Below are 15,685 nucleotides of genomic sequence, written 5' to 3'. Positions count from 1 at the left end.
TGCCGACCCCGGCATTGCCGCTTACCAGGCCATGCGCACGCCCACCTGGCCACCCACGTTGCGGTAGCCATGGTCACCGCGCTGAACACTCAGCCCGCCCCATGCGCCCCAGCGCTGGCCCAGATTCAACTCAGCACCGGCCTGCATTTCATAGCGATTGCGCGGCACATCCGCGCCCAGCGTGTCATCGTTGAACTGCAACGTGCTGGTACCGCTGCCGCGCAGCCAGTTCACGCCCAGGTACGGCTGCACGGTGTTGCCACCCGCAATGCCATGGCCGAACACGCGCACGCCCAGGCGCCCGCTCAGGCCACCGGCATCCGCATGGTCGACAACCGTGCCATTGCTCTCCACGTGGCGATCCGCGCGATAGCCTGCATACGTCAGCTGCAGCTGCGGCTGCACGTAAAGTGCACTGCCAGCCCCCTGCCACACATTGAAGGTATGGCCCACTTCCAGTGACGCAGTGGCCACACGCGCATCATAGTGCTCCGGCTCCAGACCGATACCCTGCACACGGTTGTCGAAGCGGCCGAACTGCATGGTCGCATCCACATAGGCACCGCCGGTGCCTTCCGCATCCTGCATCCAGGTGCCGTACACACCCACGGCGGTACCACGCACGCGGCCGGTGGCGGTGTAGCCGGTCAGATCCGAGGCGACACGATTGTCAGCACGGCCATTGCCCAGCATCACACCGAACGTGGCATTGCCACGTCGCAGCAGGTCACTGCCGATCTGCAGCACCGACGTATTGCCATCCACCGACAGCTGGCCACCCACCGCAGTGAAGTCCGCATTGCCACGACCCACGCGTGCCCAGGCAGTGCGCTCACCCGTGAGGGTGCCGGTGCGATCATGCATACGATGCGCGAACATGTTCACTGCGGCGGACTGGTTCGCCAGATAGGCACCGGCTTCCGGGCGCAGCACCGGCGGCGGCCGGATCGGATCGACGATTCCGCCGCCGCCCCCGCCTTCACCCGGATCCGGACCCGGGCCTGGGTTCACCACGCAGCCCGGCGCCGCCGGGTCGTCTTCGCAGACATCAAACCACTGCGAGCGCAAATACCAATGACCATCGCTGGGATCGGCCAGACCGCCCTGGAACAGGAAGTACTCGTACGAACCGCCCACCGCACGCCCGGTCAGCGTATAGCTGGCCAGCGATGTGCCGTCCACTTCGATCAGCTGGATGCCATCCACAGTGGGCGCCCCCACACCGCCGATGTTCCTCACCGCAATCAGGGCACCACCAGAAGTATCACCGCGCACGTGCAGGCGGTCGATGGCCGAATCATCGCCAGCCAGCGCGCCCTGGAACAGGAAGGTGGCGCCCTCGCTGTGCAGGTCACCCTCCACCGTGAGCGTATTGAAGCGGCCGCTGCCATCGGACAACGCCACCACGCTGTCGCGCGCCTGCAACTCGCCCACGGTCGCATCGCCGGTCAACGTCCATTGGCTGCCGCGTTCAAGCGCAAGCGTCTGCACCAGATTGGAAGACCCCTGCCACAGCGCACCATCCGCCAGACGCACATGCACCTCGGACTGCGGAACAAGCCCGGCGTCTTCGTCCTCGGGCGTGATGACGATATCGCCGTGCAACTGCGAGCCACCGTCCAGCGCCACGTCGAGGCGTCCGGCCACGGCAGCATCCAGTGCCAGGCCGATGCCGTTGCCACCGGACACCACCACACCGTTACTCAACGTCAGCACTGGATCACGGCTGCTGCGCAACCAGATGCCACCGTGCTGCGCACTCACCAGCGAGCCGCCGTCGATGCTCATCTGGCCGTTATCGTTGATCACCGCCGCCCAGGCACCTTCGCCTTCAGTGCGCACATGGGTGTTGGCCAGCGTCATTTCGCCCCTGCCCCCCGACAGCACACCGTATGAATTGATGCCGGTGGTGCGCACCACGCTGTCGGCAAGGTGTACGGTGCCGCCAAGGCGGGCGATCGCACCAATGGCGCCGTCGCCTTCGGTAAGAATATCGATCATGTTGCCGTTCGCTAGTGGTGCAGCAGATACACCGCCTTCGGCATACAACCCATGACCATTCTGGCCAAGGGTCCGCAATCGGCTGCCGGTAACCTGCGCGGCACCTCCCAGCACCGATATCGCCTGCCAATAGGTGCCATTGGCCGTAATGGTCGATCCGTCGACTACCAGATCGCCATTCGTCACTCGAATGCCAACGCCATTGCGAGTGGTGATGAACGAATCGGTCACACGCGCAACCACATCGCGCTGGTTCATGTCGATGCCGATCGACACGCTGTCGAGCCGGCTGCCGTGCAGGGTAAGGTCCGCGCCTTCGGTCATATGGATGCCGAAGTGACCGGACAGCTCCACCCCATCCAGGCGCAGCACGCCGCCGCCACCGGTGGCGAAGCTGACCGCGGTGGCGTTGTCGCCACGTGCATGCACGCTGCCTCCGCGCATCTCAAGCTCACCGCCGACGAACAATCCCATTCCGGAGCGCTCGTGGGTCAGATCGATGTCGACATCTTCCAACACCACCTTGCTGCCCAGCCCCGCCAGCACGCCCGATGCACCGGCGCCGCTGCCATCTATCCGCGCCGAGCGCAGGGTGACATCGCTGCCACCCTGCGCCCACACCCCATGGCCTGCCCCCGCCACAGCGATGTGCAGACGTTCGGCCAGCAGTGCTCCATCACGCACGTCCACCCCATTGGACTGGTCGCCAAGAATCTCGATCGCGCTGTCGCGCACTACTGCCTGCCCCTGCTGCACGCTGATGCCATGGGCCAACCCGCCACGGGTAGTGATCCGCACGTTGTCCAGTGACAGCGCACCGGACAGCGCTTCCGCCCCCGACGCTGCCGTGCCGCGCGTTTCGATATGCGTTCCGCTGGCGTGAACCTGGCCGCCATTGGCGGCGGAAAGGCCGGCAGCACCATAGCCGGAGGTCAAGACGCTGCCCGCCTGCAGTTCGATACGACTTCCCGCACCCTCGGCGCGTGCAGCGGCAGCACGCAGCCCTTCGGTAATCAAATTGACCGGTCCAGTTGGAATGAGGCTGCCACCGTTGATGGCAAGGAACGCATGCCCACCCGGATCGCCCGGCTCCACCGGGTCAGTGGTGTGGTAATCGCCCGCAGCCGGGTTCTGTTCGTCGCCATCGGCGATGACCTGCTGTGCCATGGCGACCGACGACGCCAGGGCGGCGGACAACCCCACGGCAAGCAGATGGAGGCGGGGAAGTACACGACGCATGCGGGGGACGCTCCAATGGAAGGGCCCATACCGTAGGAAGCGGCCGCAATGGCGCCTATCGAATTGGTTGCATACCGCAGCCGCTGCGTCGTCCTGTCGCGCCCAAGTACGGACCGGATTCACTGTGCTGAACATCGGCCGACCCGAGCGTCCAGACGGCCAGCGCTTTGCAACTAATTGCATGGGCCGGAGCTGTGCCCGCGGCCAGAATTCGTGCCGATCAAGACACAGGTTGCCTGCTTAGGCTCATCACGCGCGCTTCACGCGAAGAGGTCGAAAAGGCCACATACGTGAACGAGCGCCTGAACGACTCCCTGTGTCGACTCTTTCCCAGAAAGGACAAGACCATGAACCGTCATCGCACCCGCACTGCTCATCCTCATCAACGCCCGCTGGCGCGTGGCATCGTCCTCGCACTCTGCATGCTGCCGCTGGCCGGCGCCTGGGCCGGTGATCTGGACGGTACCGTGGGAACGGTCAACGACGGCGACCCGATTGAGGAATGGACGCTGCGCAACGACGCGATATTGAACGTGACGGGTGGCCAGACCAACAACATCCGTGCCGTTGATTCACGCGTGACCATATGGAATGCCACCATCAACCGCAGCGGCTCCCACCAGCGTGCAGTGGAACTGGACGGGACGGCACGCTTCGAATCAGAGTTCAGTACGATCCGAGGCGGCGGCATCCTGGTGCAGGGTTCGTCGTCGGCGCACCTGATCGGCAGCCGCATTCTTGTCACCGCTGCCGACGGCCTGTTGCCAGGCAATCCACTCAGCATCGGCCTGACGCTGGGCAGCACCCCCGGCGGCATTCCCTTGCCCGGCGCTTGGTCCATTCTGGATTCCACCTATGTGCGCGTGGAGGACACGACAAGCGGTAGCGATGTGTCCAGTGGTCTGGGCGTGCGCATGGAAAACGGCCGGGTAGACATCGTCAATGGCTCGGAAATCGACGCCGACAACGTGGGGGTGTTGATGTACGGCTCGATCCATACGCCCGACACGCTACGTCTGGGTATTGACGGTTCCACTATTCGCTCCGGGCGCGGCGCGGCGATCCGCGTGGGCGCCGACGAGGCTGCCGACTTCGAGATCACCGTGGCAAACGGTGCACGGTTGATCGGGGGGAATGGCAACCTGCTGCAGGTGGACTCGCTTACCGGTAGCAGCACGCCGGGGGCCAGCCATGTGCGCTTCAACGTGGATGACGCGCGCCTGATCGGCAATGTCAGCTTCGATGCCGCAACGGTTGATGGCAGCCTGGACGTCTTCCTGCGCAACAAGGCGCAGATCGACGGCCGCTTCATCAACGTCACCAGCGCCACCATCGATACCGACAGCACTTGGCTGATGACCGGCGACAGCAGCGTGGGCCATCTCACCCTGGGCGCCGGCGGTACTGTGGCGCTGGGCAATGGCAGCAGCTTCAACACCCTCAGCCTGGACGAGTTCACCGGCAACGGCGGCACCCTGTTGTTCAACACCCAGCTGGGTGACGACACCTCGCTGACTGACACGCTGGTGATTGCTGGTGATGCCAACGGCCAGGCCAACGTGCGCGTGCTCAATGCCGGCGGTGCTGGTGCCAAGACCGATCGCGGCATCGAACTGATCGATATCGGCGGCGCCTCCAACGCGCAGTTCGATCTGGTCGGCCGCGCCGTGGGTGGCCAGTACGAGTATTTCCTGGTGAAGGATGCCAACGGCAACTGGTACCTGCGCTCGGAACTGGCAACCACGCCGGACCCGTGCCTGGCTGACCCGTCGCTGCCGCAGTGCAAGCCGATCATTGATCCGGTTGACCCCATTGACCCGATCAACCCGATCCCGGTGCTACGCCCGGAAGCTGGCGCCTACCTGGCCAACCAGTTCGCGCTCGACCAGATGCTGCGCCACAGCTACCGCGATCGCCAGGGCGGCGCCGCGGCGGCGGAGGGCATCCGTGGCTGGGCCCGCGTGGACGGCACCCAGAGCAAGCTCGGTGCAGTGGATGACCAGCTCGACCTGCGCGTGGACCGCTCGCGCCTGCAGCTGGGTGCGGACATCGGCGTATTCGATGACGGCCGTGGCCGCGTCGGCGTGATGGGCACCGCCGCGCGCAGCAGTGCTACCTCGCGTTCGGACGTGACCGGTTTCAGTGCACGTGGCAAGGTGGAAGGCGGCGCGCTGGGCGTGTACGGCAACTGGGCCAACGATGCGATGTATATGGATGCCAGCGTGCAGCGCGGCCAGTTCCGCAACCGTGTGCAGGGCGAGGGCCTGGCCGAGGAGCGTTACGACTCGGATATCTGGCAGTCGTCCGTGGAAGCCGGCTACCGCTTCGGCATCGGCCAGATCGGCAACACCGCGCTGAGCCTTCAGCCGGAGGTGCAGCTGATCTACACCGACGCGAAGACCGACGTGCATACCGAAACCAATGGCACCGTGGTGCGTGCAGCGGGTAACAGTGGCCTTTCCGGCCGTGCCGGCCTGCGCCTGCAGGGTGAATCGCGCTCGGCAGCGGGTGCCTCGGTTAGCCCCTATCTGGCGGCCAACTGGTACCGCGATGGCGCGGGTAATGGCATCGCCTTCGATGATGAAGTGCTGAAGGCCGGCATTCCGCGCAACCGCTATGAACTGAGCGCAGGTGCGCGTGTGGAATTCCGTTCCGGTTTCAGTGCGTGGGGCGGGTTTGGGGTGATGCGTGGTGACAGTGGGTATCGCGAGGCGACTGCCAACCTGTCGGTGGCGTACAGCTGGTAATGGGAATAGAACGGCGCCGACATCTCCGGCGCCGTTCTGCTTTCTGTAGAGCCGAGCCATGCTCGGCTGCTGTCCGATCAGATTGCGGAAAGCGCCGCGCTTCGCGCGGCAAGCCGAGCATGGCTCGGCTCTACAAGGACGCTGCGCGAATGCTGACGCATTCGCCTCACTCTGCACGGCGATCTTTCGCGCGCATGCAGATTGCAACAACTTTGAATTTGAAACTTTTCTGATTGGTACAGCGGCACCTTCGTGCGCATCATGTGTCCGCCACCGACAACGGGTGGCACGGGCTTGCAATCCCGTTAGGTTGATGTGTTTGGTTACGCTTGCCTGTCGGCGTCGCTCGTCCCTCGGGCGACGTCGACAGGCATTCCGTCCGCGTTTACATGGCGGGCGGTGCGTGGGGGCCTCGTGCCCGCTGGCGCTTTTACATCAACCTCCGGTATTGCAACCACGCACCGTCCGCCACCCTCGCTGTTAAGCGGGGTGGCCCCTTGCTTCGCACACAAGGACGCCGCCATGACCACATCACACTATCCCCACCTGTTCGCCACCTTGGGCGAGGCCGCCACGCGCCTGCCCGACGATCTGGCGCGCACGCTGGAAAGCACCTTCGCCACACTGCAGGAAGGCGAAGCGTCCGGCACCATTACGCTGCTGCACTGCCTGCAGCACATCCGCCAGGGCGACGCCGCCGATGGGCAGCCGTGGCCGGGCAAAGGCCGCACGCCGGGGCAGCGGCTGGCACTGGCGCGCATCGACCGCGCCAATGCCGGGCTGACATTTCTACTTGAACTGCTGCACGCCACCGAGCGCGTACGCGTGGATGGCGAGATCAGTCAGCAGGTGGACGATGACGCGCGCGAGGGGTTGCTGCTGGCGTGCCGGGGGTTGGCCGAGTATGTGGATGTGCAGCTGCACGCAGCTTAGCGGCTTCTGTAGAGCCGAGCCCATGCTCGGCTTGCCCGGAACCTGACCGAAGAGCAGCCGAGCGTGGGCTCGGCTCTACAGGGCCGCGCCGGTTTTCAGTCGTAGGCGGCGGTGACCACGATCTCGGTGGAGATATTGCCGGCGTTGATACCACTGGTGTTGGGAATGAAGTAACCCGCGCGCAGCGGATAAGAGGCCGTCGCACCAGAGACAGCCACCGGAATATCGGCGTCGCCCTTCTTCAGGTACGTGTTGCCGCTCGCGCCAGCCAGCAGCGCGACCGTCACACCCGTTGCTGGCGTGGTGGCTGCGGTGTTCTTCCAGCGCTCCGGATCACCGTCGGCGGCCGTGCCATCGAACGACAGGCGCGCGCGGCTGACGCCCACGCAGCCGGTGAAGTTCAACGCACCTGCCTTCACGCTGTTGGCGGCACCTGGCGTCATCTCATCGGCCTTCACCGGATCCAGTGCGATGGTGGGCGCTGCCAGCGTGCAGGTGCCCGGCAGCACGCGACCGCTGATGGTGAGTGTGGTTTGGGCACCTACGGCCGACGCGATCAGGCACAGCATCGGCACCGCGATCACCTGAAGAAGGAAACGGGACATGGTTGAACCCCTGTGAACGTTGAAAGGAAAGACGAAACTCATGGGGCGGTGCCCTCTTCCTGCTCCGGCGTGCCCGCCTGCAGGCTCTCCGGCGGCAACGGCTGCGGTACGCACACGGCCTGGTTCCACGACAGCCCGTAGGCATCCGGCGCGTCGGGCATGCGGTAGTCGATGCGGCAGCGTCGCTTGCCATCGGGGTCGACGATCAAACTGCCACTGTCCTGCGCACCGCGCAGCTGGATCACCCCGCCCTGCCCCACCGCGCCGACCGGCGCGCCGTCTTCGCTCTGCACCACCGCCGCAAACGGCAGCGGCTGACCCAGGGCATCGGTGGCGTCGATGAACAGCGTGCGCTCGCGGCACACCTGGAACGGCACGCGCACGATGCCACCGGCGGTGGGCGCCACACGTTGCGAGGTCTGCAGCAGCTCCACCTCGATCGGCAGGCCGGACGGATCCAGGTCAATGGTGTTCCAGCGATAGGGGCTGATGTGCGGCAGCAGCGCATAACCGTTACTGGCCACCCGCAGGTCGGTACTGCTGCCGATGCGTGCGCCCTGCGCACCCGGCGCCTGCACCAGCGCGAAGCCGTCGCCCACGGGAGCACCCAGGTTCAGGCCACCGCTGTGCAGCGCCACGCTGCCCGATGCACCAAGCGACAGGCTGCGGTAGTCGCCACTGCGGCTGTAGCCGGCATTGAGATTGCCACGGCTGCCTTGCCACGCGGCATAAGCACTATGGCTGTTCTGTCCATTGCCTTGTGCGCTGGACAGGCTGTAGCTCAGCGCACGTGACTCACCTAGGCTGCCGGTGATGCCCAGCTGCGACTGCCTGCCACTATCGGCCTGGCTGAGCTGGGTGCTGGCACGCGGTGCGTTGGCACTACGGCCCAGCGGCACGCTGAGGGTGAACGCATAGCGCGTGTCCTGGCGGCCATCGCCCACGCGGAAGCGCAGCGCGGACACACCGTAGTTGACCCGCCCCAGCGTGCTCTGGAAGCCCACCTGGAAATCGTTGCGGCGTCGGGCGCTGTCCCAGTAAGACACATGGCCGCCGCTGAGATACAGGTTGCTGCGCTGGCCGACCTTCTGCGAGAAGTTCACCTGGTAGCGCTGGCGGGCGCGCTGGCCGTAACCCCAGTCGTCGCTCTGCGCGCGTGCCACATCGTTGAGGCTAAGGAAGCCGCGCGTACTGTAGCGATACGCGGCCAGGCCGAAGTTGGTACCGGTGCGCGCCACGTAACGTTGGTAATTCACGCGGAAGCTGTTGCCGGTGGCGGTGTCGTTGCCGCGCAGGCGGGCACGCGAATGGGTGACATCGGCACCGAATGCACCGATGGCCGTGTTGACCGCAGCACCAGCGAGCAGCGCGCGATAGTCCTCACCCAGCTGCGTGCCGCCCAGCACGGTAAGCCGGTTGTTCACGCCGCGGGCATAGGTCCCTTCGGTGAAGCGCAGCGTCTGCAGCGTGTTGCCGGAGTCGCGCAGTTCACCGGCAGTGACCGCGAAGCGCGACGCACCCGCGCGAAGCGCCTGCGGAACGGCCGAGAAGTTGACGCTGAAACGCTGCACGCGGCCATCGGCTTCGGTAACGCTGACGTCCAGATCGCCGCCGAAGTTGGTGGGATAAAGATCCTCGATGGTGAATGGACCGGGCGCCACATTGCTTTCGTGGATGATGCTGCCGTTCTGGCGGATGGTGACCACCGCATTGCCTTCGGCAATGCCCTGCACCACCGGCGCATAGCCACGCAGCGAATCGGGCAGCATGCGCTCGTCGCTGGCTACGCGCACGCCGGTAAACGGCACGCTTTCGAACAGCTCGCCACCGGTGTTGCCCTGGCCCAGCAGCAGCTGGCTGTTCCAGCGTGGAATGTCGCGTTGCAGATGACTGCTGATGACCTCGTGCCGGGTGCCCTGTCTGCCATGGGTGAACGATACGCGGTGGCGAAGCCGCCATGCGCCCAGGTTCACGCCTGCCCGCAACCCAAGGTAACTGCTGTCGCTGCCTTGGCTGCGGTAGTGGTTGGCGCTGTAATCGATGAAGGCAGCGGTGATGCCGTCGTCGCGCAGTTCCGGTGCCACGAAGCCACGCGCGGCGATGGCCTGTGCCGCCTGCGGAATGCTGAGGGACAACTTCAGCTCGCCACTGTCAAAGGTGCTGTTGGCGCCCTCCACCAGCGCTGGCAGATTCACGCAGGTGCTGTCTTCGGCGGGCAGTGCCTCCAGGAACGCAGGCTTCAACGGCAGCCCGCGTACCAGCGCCGGTGACAGGCATGGCACCGCAATCTGCGGGTCGTCCTGGATGACGAAGCGGATGTCCTGGCTGCGCAGGAACTGGCCGTTCACATGCACGTCCACCGCGTAATCGCCAGCCGGCAACGGATTGCCGTTGGCGTATCGCGCCATGTCGATGGCTTCGCCGCCGATCAGGAAGCCTTCGCTGAACTCAACCGGCGCAGCGGCGGCATCGAACGCCAGCCCCGTCGACAACACCGCACCGATGGCAGTGCAGAGCGAACGCGTGGCGGCACGGGCATGGCCAACGGCCATCATCGGTAGTCGGCGGTCAGCACCGCCTCGCCTTTGACGTCGCCGGGCACCAGCGGATCGGCTGTACGCAGATAGCGCGCACTGAACGGGATGGCCTGCTGGCCCTTGCTGGACCAGCCATGCGACCACGCCTGGCCGAACTGCACTGGCTGGCCACCGCGTAGCAGCTGCACCTGCACGCCGCCGGCGGTGGTGCCGGGGGCAGGTGCGAGCTGGCCGTTGCTGCTGCCAGGATCATTGGCATCGGCCAACGACAGCTGCACGTCGATGTTGTCCATCGGGCAGTTCATCGCGACGTCGAAGCTGGATTCCTTCGCGTTGCTGCCGCTGGCGGCGAGTTCGTTGGCGAGCACGTCGTCAAGGGTGTGGGACGCATTGGCGAGCGTGCAGGTGACGGGAGGGACGATGATTTCCAGCCGCACGTGGTGCTGCATCGTTTGGCTGGGATCGCCCTCCACCGACGAGGTGATGCTGCCCATGTCGGTCATGGGAATGCTCTCCATCGCGCCGCCGCGGAAGAAGATCACCATGTAGACACCCACGTTCATCGGCTCGGTTTGAGTCAGAGGCTCTCCGGGGTGTCGGTTACGAACCCCGAGCTCGATGGGCGGGCCTCCGTAGGTCGTGTCACTCGCCTTCTTTACGCTGAAGCTGAAGCCAATCAGTGGCGATCTTGGTCCTGTGCTGTAGACCTTGTAGAGGTAGCTGTCCAGCTGGACATCCCGCACATAGGTGAGACCCGTGAGAGGTGCATCAATGTTGAATGCCGTTTGTCCTGCGGTGCATTCGAAGCCGCCAGAGATCCGTCCAACATTGACTACTCTGTAACGCGTATCCGGCCGGTCTACATTCGGCATGGTGAACGACGCCGTCAGATCCTGATCACCCGGATTCAACCTCACACAGCTCGCATCGGCCTGCTGTGACTGCAGCGCCATCGCAGCAGCCATCAATAGCACCAGCAACCCGGGCGCACGCGATCTGCGCCACGTAGCGACGGGAAGTAGGGCGGGAGCGCACACGGCAATTCTTCCGGCAACCAATCGAGGCCGCGCAGTCTAGGCAGCGCGGCTACCGCTTTCTATCGGATTAATTGCAGTTCGCGAACGTCAACGCACATTTGCAACTTGTTGCATTCCGTGGCCTGGCGCGCGCGTCGAAACTGGCCGCGCTGGCTGCCGTGGGCGGCCACTGCGTGCCTTCATTCCACAACTGAGAACTGTCATGCCACTCACACTCCGCCTCCTGTCGCTTTCCGCCCTCGCGGTCGCCGCGCCGTCGGTGTCTGCCGAAACGCTGGAAATCACCGGCGAACTGATGAACTCCACCTGCTCGGTGGGCTCCACCGGTGGCACCATCACCGTACCGATGGGCAAGGTGGATCTGGCCTCGGTCAACGCCAGCACCCGTGCCGGCCAGAAGAACTTCACCATCGCCCTGGACTGCTCGGGTTCGGGTGCATCACAGGATGTAGGTGTGCGCTTCGGCGGCACGCCCGATGGCAGCACCGGCAACCTGGCACTGACCGCGGCGTCTTCTGCAGCCAATGTTGGCGTGGCCCTGTACGACGCTGCGGGCAACCAGCAGAAGATCGGTGAAGATCCGGCGGTGTGGGTGACGATCGCCGCCGGTGGCAGCGGCCAGCTGGACTACAGCGCGTGGTACGCCTCGCCGGCGCGGAACGCGCAGGCAGGCACCGCTAACGCTTCGGGCGACTTCGTGGTGCTCTACAAGTAATCCGCTTCCGGCAGGCCAGAGCCACGCGGCGCTGGCCTGCATCCCTGAATGAGGTTGACCATGAAACTCCGCGCCAGGACGTGGATATGCACGCTGCTGTCTGTTTCGGTAGCCCTCCCGGCATCGGCTGCGGTGACGCTGCAGGGCACGCGCATCGTGCACGATGCCAGCAAGGGCCGCGACGTAACGGTCAGGGCCAGCAACGTGGGCGAGTTGCCCGCGATGACCCAGGTGTGGATCGACGACGGCGACAGCCAGTCGCGCCCGGAGAACGTACGCACGCCGTTCCGGCTGACACCGGCCGAGCCACGCCTGCTGCAGCCGAAGCAGGGCCAGGCATATCGCGTCACCTACGCACCGCGCCCGTCGGAGGCACCGCTGCCGACCGACCGCGAATCGGTGTTCTATTTCAATCTTCTGGATATCCCGCCCAAGCCCAGCGATGCCAGTGGCAAGAACCTGCTGCAGTTCGCGGTGCGTACGCGGGTGAAGCTGTTCCATCGCCCGGCCGGGCTGCTGGGCAGTGCACGCGACGCGGCGGCCACGCTGCAATGGTCTGCCGATGGTGATGCCCTGCAGGTACGCAACCCGAGCGCGTACCACGTCTCGTTGAGTTCATTGACGCTGGCCGATGGCCGCCGCGTGGACGTGGATATGATCGCGCCGGGGGCACAGGTGCGCTATGCGCTGCCGGAAGGTGCAGCCATGCCGGCAACGGTGGCGTTCAAATGGCTGGATGATTACGGCACGCCCCGTGAGGCCGAGGCGCGCGTTGATCGGTAAACGTAGATCGGGCTTCCGCAGTGCACCGGCAATGACTTGCACTGAGGGTGGCAGACGCGTCACGCTGCACGCCACAGCCTCACAACCCAGGTTCGCACCATGGCGTCACCCTTGGGCTCCGTGCTTGCCACCCTGCAAGGCCTGCAGCGCCGGCTGCTGTTCGGCGGCGGTGCCGTCTTGACCCTGCTTCTCCTGGCCGCCGGCTGCGCGGCGCTGTGGCTGCGGTTGGAAACGGTGCACCTCAACGAGCGCGAGGCGCTGCAGCGCGGCCAGCAGACGGTGGATCGCTACATTGGCGAGCGCAGGCGGGCCTACGTGGCCAGCTTGAACACCAACGCCATGCTCTGGGCTACCCAGCAAACCGCACTGGTGGCCGGTGGCCTGCCTGTTGCGGCCCGCTTTTCAGCACAGGATGGCCAGGCCGGCGTGGTGGCACCGGGCGCCCTGTCCGTCCCCTGGCTGGCGCTGTCCCCGCGCGAGGGCCGTCTTCCGCCACAGGCGGAGGCGGCGTACCTGGGCATGGTGCAGACCTATTCGGCGTACATGGCCGCCACCGTAGCGGCGCAGGATTCGCCCACTTCCTTGATCTCCTTCGCCTTCGAACCGGAAGGGCGCCTGTTTGCGATCGCCGGGCTGCATGATGAAGCGCAGCTGCTGCAACTCATGAAGGTGCCTACCCGTGAACAGGCACTGGCCGCGCTGGCACAGACCGCCGATGCCGGCTGGCAGTCAGCGGGTGCGGACTCCGAGCTTCAACTGGACAGTGGCCGGCTGCGCGCCTACTTCGGCCGCAATCCGTTCACCGGCGAGGATGCACTGGTCACCCAGATGCGCCTGCGCAGCAATGGCACCCCCTTCATCAACCGGCTGACGTTTGAACCGCTTCAAGGCCTGCGCGAGCGGTTGGAGGAGGCCAGCCCGGGGATGTGGGTGGTGCTGGACCGGCAGGGAAACGATGTTCTGCGCAGTGCTGCGGACGCTGCGATTTCCGGGCCTGCGCTGCGCGCCGCGCCATCGCCCCGGCCTACGCTATTGGCACTGCCTGCCGGCCGTGCCTTCGTGATGTCCGCACCCTTGCAGGGCATCGACTGGACGCTGCTGCGGCTCTACCGCTGGACCGACATCTGGACGGCGCAGCAGACCTATCTGCTCGGCGGTGGGCTGGCCCTGGCCGCCCTGCTGGCCGCGCTGTGGACGCTGTTGCTGCTGGTGGACCGGCGCGTGCTGCGGCCGGCGCTGGAAGAAGCCGCACGGGTGCATGAAAGCGAAGCGTTGAGCCGCACCTTGATCGAAACGTCGCCGGTCGGCCTGTGCCTGCTCGACCAGCAGAGCGGACAGTTGATCCTGCACAACCAGGCACTGGAGCAGCTGATCGGCGACACCACCGGCAACCTGTTGGACGCACTGGTCGGCCGCCTGGTGCAACGCGTTGACGGCCAGGTACACGGGCAGTGGTTCGAGGCGCCGTCCGCGGACGAGCACGGTCCATCGCGCTACCTGCAATCCATCGTGGCCGCCGCGCGCTACCAGCGGCGGGCGATCTGGGTCTGCGCGGTGACCGATGTGACCGCACAGACCGAAACCCAGCAGCGCCTGCTGGATGCACGGCGTCATGCCGAACAGGCCCAGCACGATGCCGAGGCTGCGGACCAGGCCAAGACCGCCTTCGTGGCAATGATCAGCCATGAAATACGCACCCCTTTGAGCGGCGTGCTCGGCCACCTTGAACTGCTTGCCCGCCAGACCATGCCGGCGGCGGCGCATAGGCATGTCACGCGCGCGCGCAGCGCGGCCGATGTGCTGCAGGGGCTGGTGAACGACACCCTCGACCTTTCCCGTATCGAAGCCGGGCTGATGACGCTGGAACCGGCGCCTTTCGATCCGCGTGCGCTGCTGCAGCAGACCGCGACACTGTTCGAGCCACAGGCCACCGCGAAAGGCCTGCGCCTGGAGCTGCACACCGGCGATGCGCTGGGGCCAGCCTACGTGGCCGACGCAGGCCGCGTGGCGCAGGTGATCAACAACCTGGTGGGCAATGCGGTGAAGTTCACGGCATCGGGAACGGTGGCGGTCAGCGTTGATGCCTCGCTGCGGCCCGATGGCACCGAGTGGCTGCACGTGGAGGTGCGCGATACCGGCCCGGGCATCGATGCCGAAGCACAGGCCGTGTTGTTCAAACCGTTCGTGCAGGTCGGTGCCGGCTCGGCACGGCAGCACGGCGGCAGCGGCCTGGGGCTGGCCTTGTGCCAACGCTTCGCCGAACTGCTCGGCGGCACCCTCGGCGTGCGCAGCACCCCGGGCACCGGCAGCGTTTTCCGCCTGGACATTCCGGCACGCCGGACCACCGCCGTGGCAGGCACGCCGCCACGGCCGGCGCCTGTAGAGCGCGCGCATTCCCCGCGTGGCCACGCCTTGCTGGTGGATGACAGCGTGATCAGCCGCGACGTGACGCTGGGGCAACTGCATGCGTTGGGTTGGCAGGTCACCCTCGCGGCCGACGGCGAGGAGGCGTGGCAACGCTGGCGCGAGGGCCGGTTCGACATCGTGCTGACCGATCTGAACATGCCGCACCTGGACGGATACGGGCTGGCCCGGAAACTGCGTGCGGATGACCCCTCCATCCCCATCGTCGCGCTCACCGCCAATGCGATGCCCGAGGACGCGCAGCGCGTACGCGAGGCCGGCATGTCCACGCTGCTGCTGAAGCCGCTCGACCTGGCCTCGCTGGAGGCCGCGCTGCATGGATTCGACCTTGATCGCTCGGCCCGGCCACCGTTACCCCCGGTGGTGAGCGAGGCGGTTCAGCGGCAGATGCGCGAGGCATTCCTGCAGACCGCGCATCGTGATTACGCGCTGTTGAGCCAAGCGCTGGACAGCGCCGATGCACCGGCCATGATCGATCTACTGCACAGCTTTGCCGGCGCGTTGGCATTTCTGGGAGAGACCCAGGCGGCGCGCAGCTGCCAACAGGCCGAGCAGGCCCTGCGCAGCGCCGGTGTGACAGATACGGCGTCAAAGGCGACAGTCATTGAGGCTGTCGCATTGATTGCGGCGAGCATCGAACGCCAGGTTGCCGCGCAACAGTAGG

At 65.8% G+C, this 15,685-nt stretch carries 9 protein-coding genes; 5 read left to right on the top strand and 4 right to left on the bottom strand.

Features of this window, described 5'->3' with window-relative positions; genetic code table 11:
- Positions 1 to 21: 21 nt before the first annotated feature.
- Entirely contained in the window at positions 22 to 3,240 is a 3,219-nt protein-coding gene (locus AC5P8C_RS15070) for an autotransporter family protein (protein WP_495219022.1), read from the bottom strand.
- Between the two features lie 347 nt (positions 3,241 to 3,587).
- On the opposite strand from AC5P8C_RS15070, the gene AC5P8C_RS15065 reads away from it, so the two are divergent.
- Together AC5P8C_RS15065 and AC5P8C_RS15060 are read left to right on the top strand one after the other, a co-directional pair.
- Positions 3,588 to 5,987 carry an autotransporter family protein gene (locus tag AC5P8C_RS15065; protein WP_495219021.1) on the top strand — a complete coding sequence of 800 codons (2,400 nt, stop codon included), beginning with the start codon at positions 3,588 to 3,590 and terminating at the stop codon, positions 5,985 to 5,987.
- 522 nt (positions 5,988 to 6,509) lie between these two features.
- Positions 6,510 to 6,920: a hypothetical protein gene (locus tag AC5P8C_RS15060; RefSeq protein ID WP_241875159.1), complete on the top strand. Its 411-nt coding sequence runs from the start codon at positions 6,510 to 6,512 to the stop codon at positions 6,918 to 6,920.
- Positions 6,921 to 7,015: 95 nt separating this feature from the next.
- Here AC5P8C_RS15060 and AC5P8C_RS15055 read toward each other — a convergent pair whose 3' ends face one another.
- Genes AC5P8C_RS15055 through AC5P8C_RS15045 form a run of 3 tightly spaced genes read right to left on the bottom strand, consistent with a single transcriptional unit; the run spans position 7,016 to position 11,027 of the window.
- Positions 7,016 to 7,525 carry a fimbrial protein gene (locus AC5P8C_RS15055; protein ID WP_241882971.1) on the bottom strand — a complete coding sequence of 170 codons (510 nt, stop codon included), beginning with the start codon at positions 7,523 to 7,525 and terminating at the stop codon, positions 7,016 to 7,018.
- Between the two features lie 38 nt (positions 7,526 to 7,563).
- Positions 7,564 to 10,080: a fimbria/pilus outer membrane usher protein gene (locus AC5P8C_RS15050; protein WP_495219019.1), complete on the bottom strand. Its 2,517-nt coding sequence runs from the start codon at positions 10,078 to 10,080 to the stop codon at positions 7,564 to 7,566.
- Complete coding sequence (locus tag AC5P8C_RS15045) at positions 10,077 to 11,027, bottom strand: fimbrial protein (RefSeq protein WP_495219018.1); 951 nt, start codon at positions 11,025 to 11,027, stop codon at positions 10,077 to 10,079. The genes AC5P8C_RS15050 and AC5P8C_RS15045 overlap by 4 nt, the downstream gene beginning before the upstream one ends.
- 274 nt (positions 11,028 to 11,301) lie before the next feature.
- Between AC5P8C_RS15045 and AC5P8C_RS15040 the strand changes: the two genes are divergently transcribed.
- The 3 genes from AC5P8C_RS15040 (at position 11,302) to AC5P8C_RS15030 (ending at position 15,684) form a co-directional block, all read left to right on the top strand.
- Positions 11,302 to 11,814 (top strand): fimbrial protein, encoded by a 513-nt coding sequence (locus tag AC5P8C_RS15040; protein WP_495219017.1) that lies wholly within the window; start codon positions 11,302 to 11,304, stop codon positions 11,812 to 11,814.
- A 60-nt stretch (positions 11,815 to 11,874) separates the two neighbouring features.
- Complete coding sequence (locus AC5P8C_RS15035; protein ID WP_495219016.1) at positions 11,875 to 12,597, top strand: fimbrial biogenesis chaperone; 723 nt, start codon at positions 11,875 to 11,877, stop codon at positions 12,595 to 12,597.
- A gap of 99 nt (positions 12,598 to 12,696) precedes the next feature.
- Entirely contained in the window at positions 12,697 to 15,684 is a 2,988-nt protein-coding gene (locus AC5P8C_RS15030) for an ATP-binding protein (protein ID WP_495219015.1), read from the top strand.
- The last annotated feature ends 1 nt before the right edge of the window (position 15,685 follow it).

This window comes from Stenotrophomonas sp. YJH_SMC_46 (assembly GCF_059370315.1).
The sequence above is the reverse complement of the archived record's forward strand: the minus strand, read 5'-3'. Positions and strand labels throughout refer to the sequence as shown.

Excerpts from the sequence above, each read along its gene's own strand:
- AC5P8C_RS15030 (WP_495219015.1), top strand. The coding sequence starts at position 12,697 with ATGGCGTCACCCTTGGGCTCCGTGCTTGCCACCCTGCAAGGCCTGCAG.
- AC5P8C_RS15045 (WP_495219018.1), bottom strand. The coding sequence starts at position 11,027 with ATGGCTGCTGCGATGGCGCTGCAGTCACAGCAGGCCGATGCGAGCTGT.
- AC5P8C_RS15035 (WP_495219016.1), top strand. The coding sequence starts at position 11,875 with ATGAAACTCCGCGCCAGGACGTGGATATGCACGCTGCTGTCTGTTTCG.
- AC5P8C_RS15050 (WP_495219019.1), bottom strand. The coding sequence starts at position 10,080 with ATGATGGCCGTTGGCCATGCCCGTGCCGCCACGCGTTCGCTCTGCACT.
- AC5P8C_RS15070 (WP_495219022.1), bottom strand. The coding sequence starts at position 3,240 with ATGCGTCGTGTACTTCCCCGCCTCCATCTGCTTGCCGTGGGGTTGTCC.
- AC5P8C_RS15055 (WP_241882971.1), bottom strand. The coding sequence starts at position 7,525 with ATGTCCCGTTTCCTTCTTCAGGTGATCGCGGTGCCGATGCTGTGCCTG.
- AC5P8C_RS15040 (WP_495219017.1), top strand. The coding sequence starts at position 11,302 with ATGCCACTCACACTCCGCCTCCTGTCGCTTTCCGCCCTCGCGGTCGCC.
- AC5P8C_RS15065 (WP_495219021.1), top strand. The coding sequence starts at position 3,588 with ATGAACCGTCATCGCACCCGCACTGCTCATCCTCATCAACGCCCGCTG.
- AC5P8C_RS15060 (WP_241875159.1), top strand. The coding sequence starts at position 6,510 with ATGACCACATCACACTATCCCCACCTGTTCGCCACCTTGGGCGAGGCC.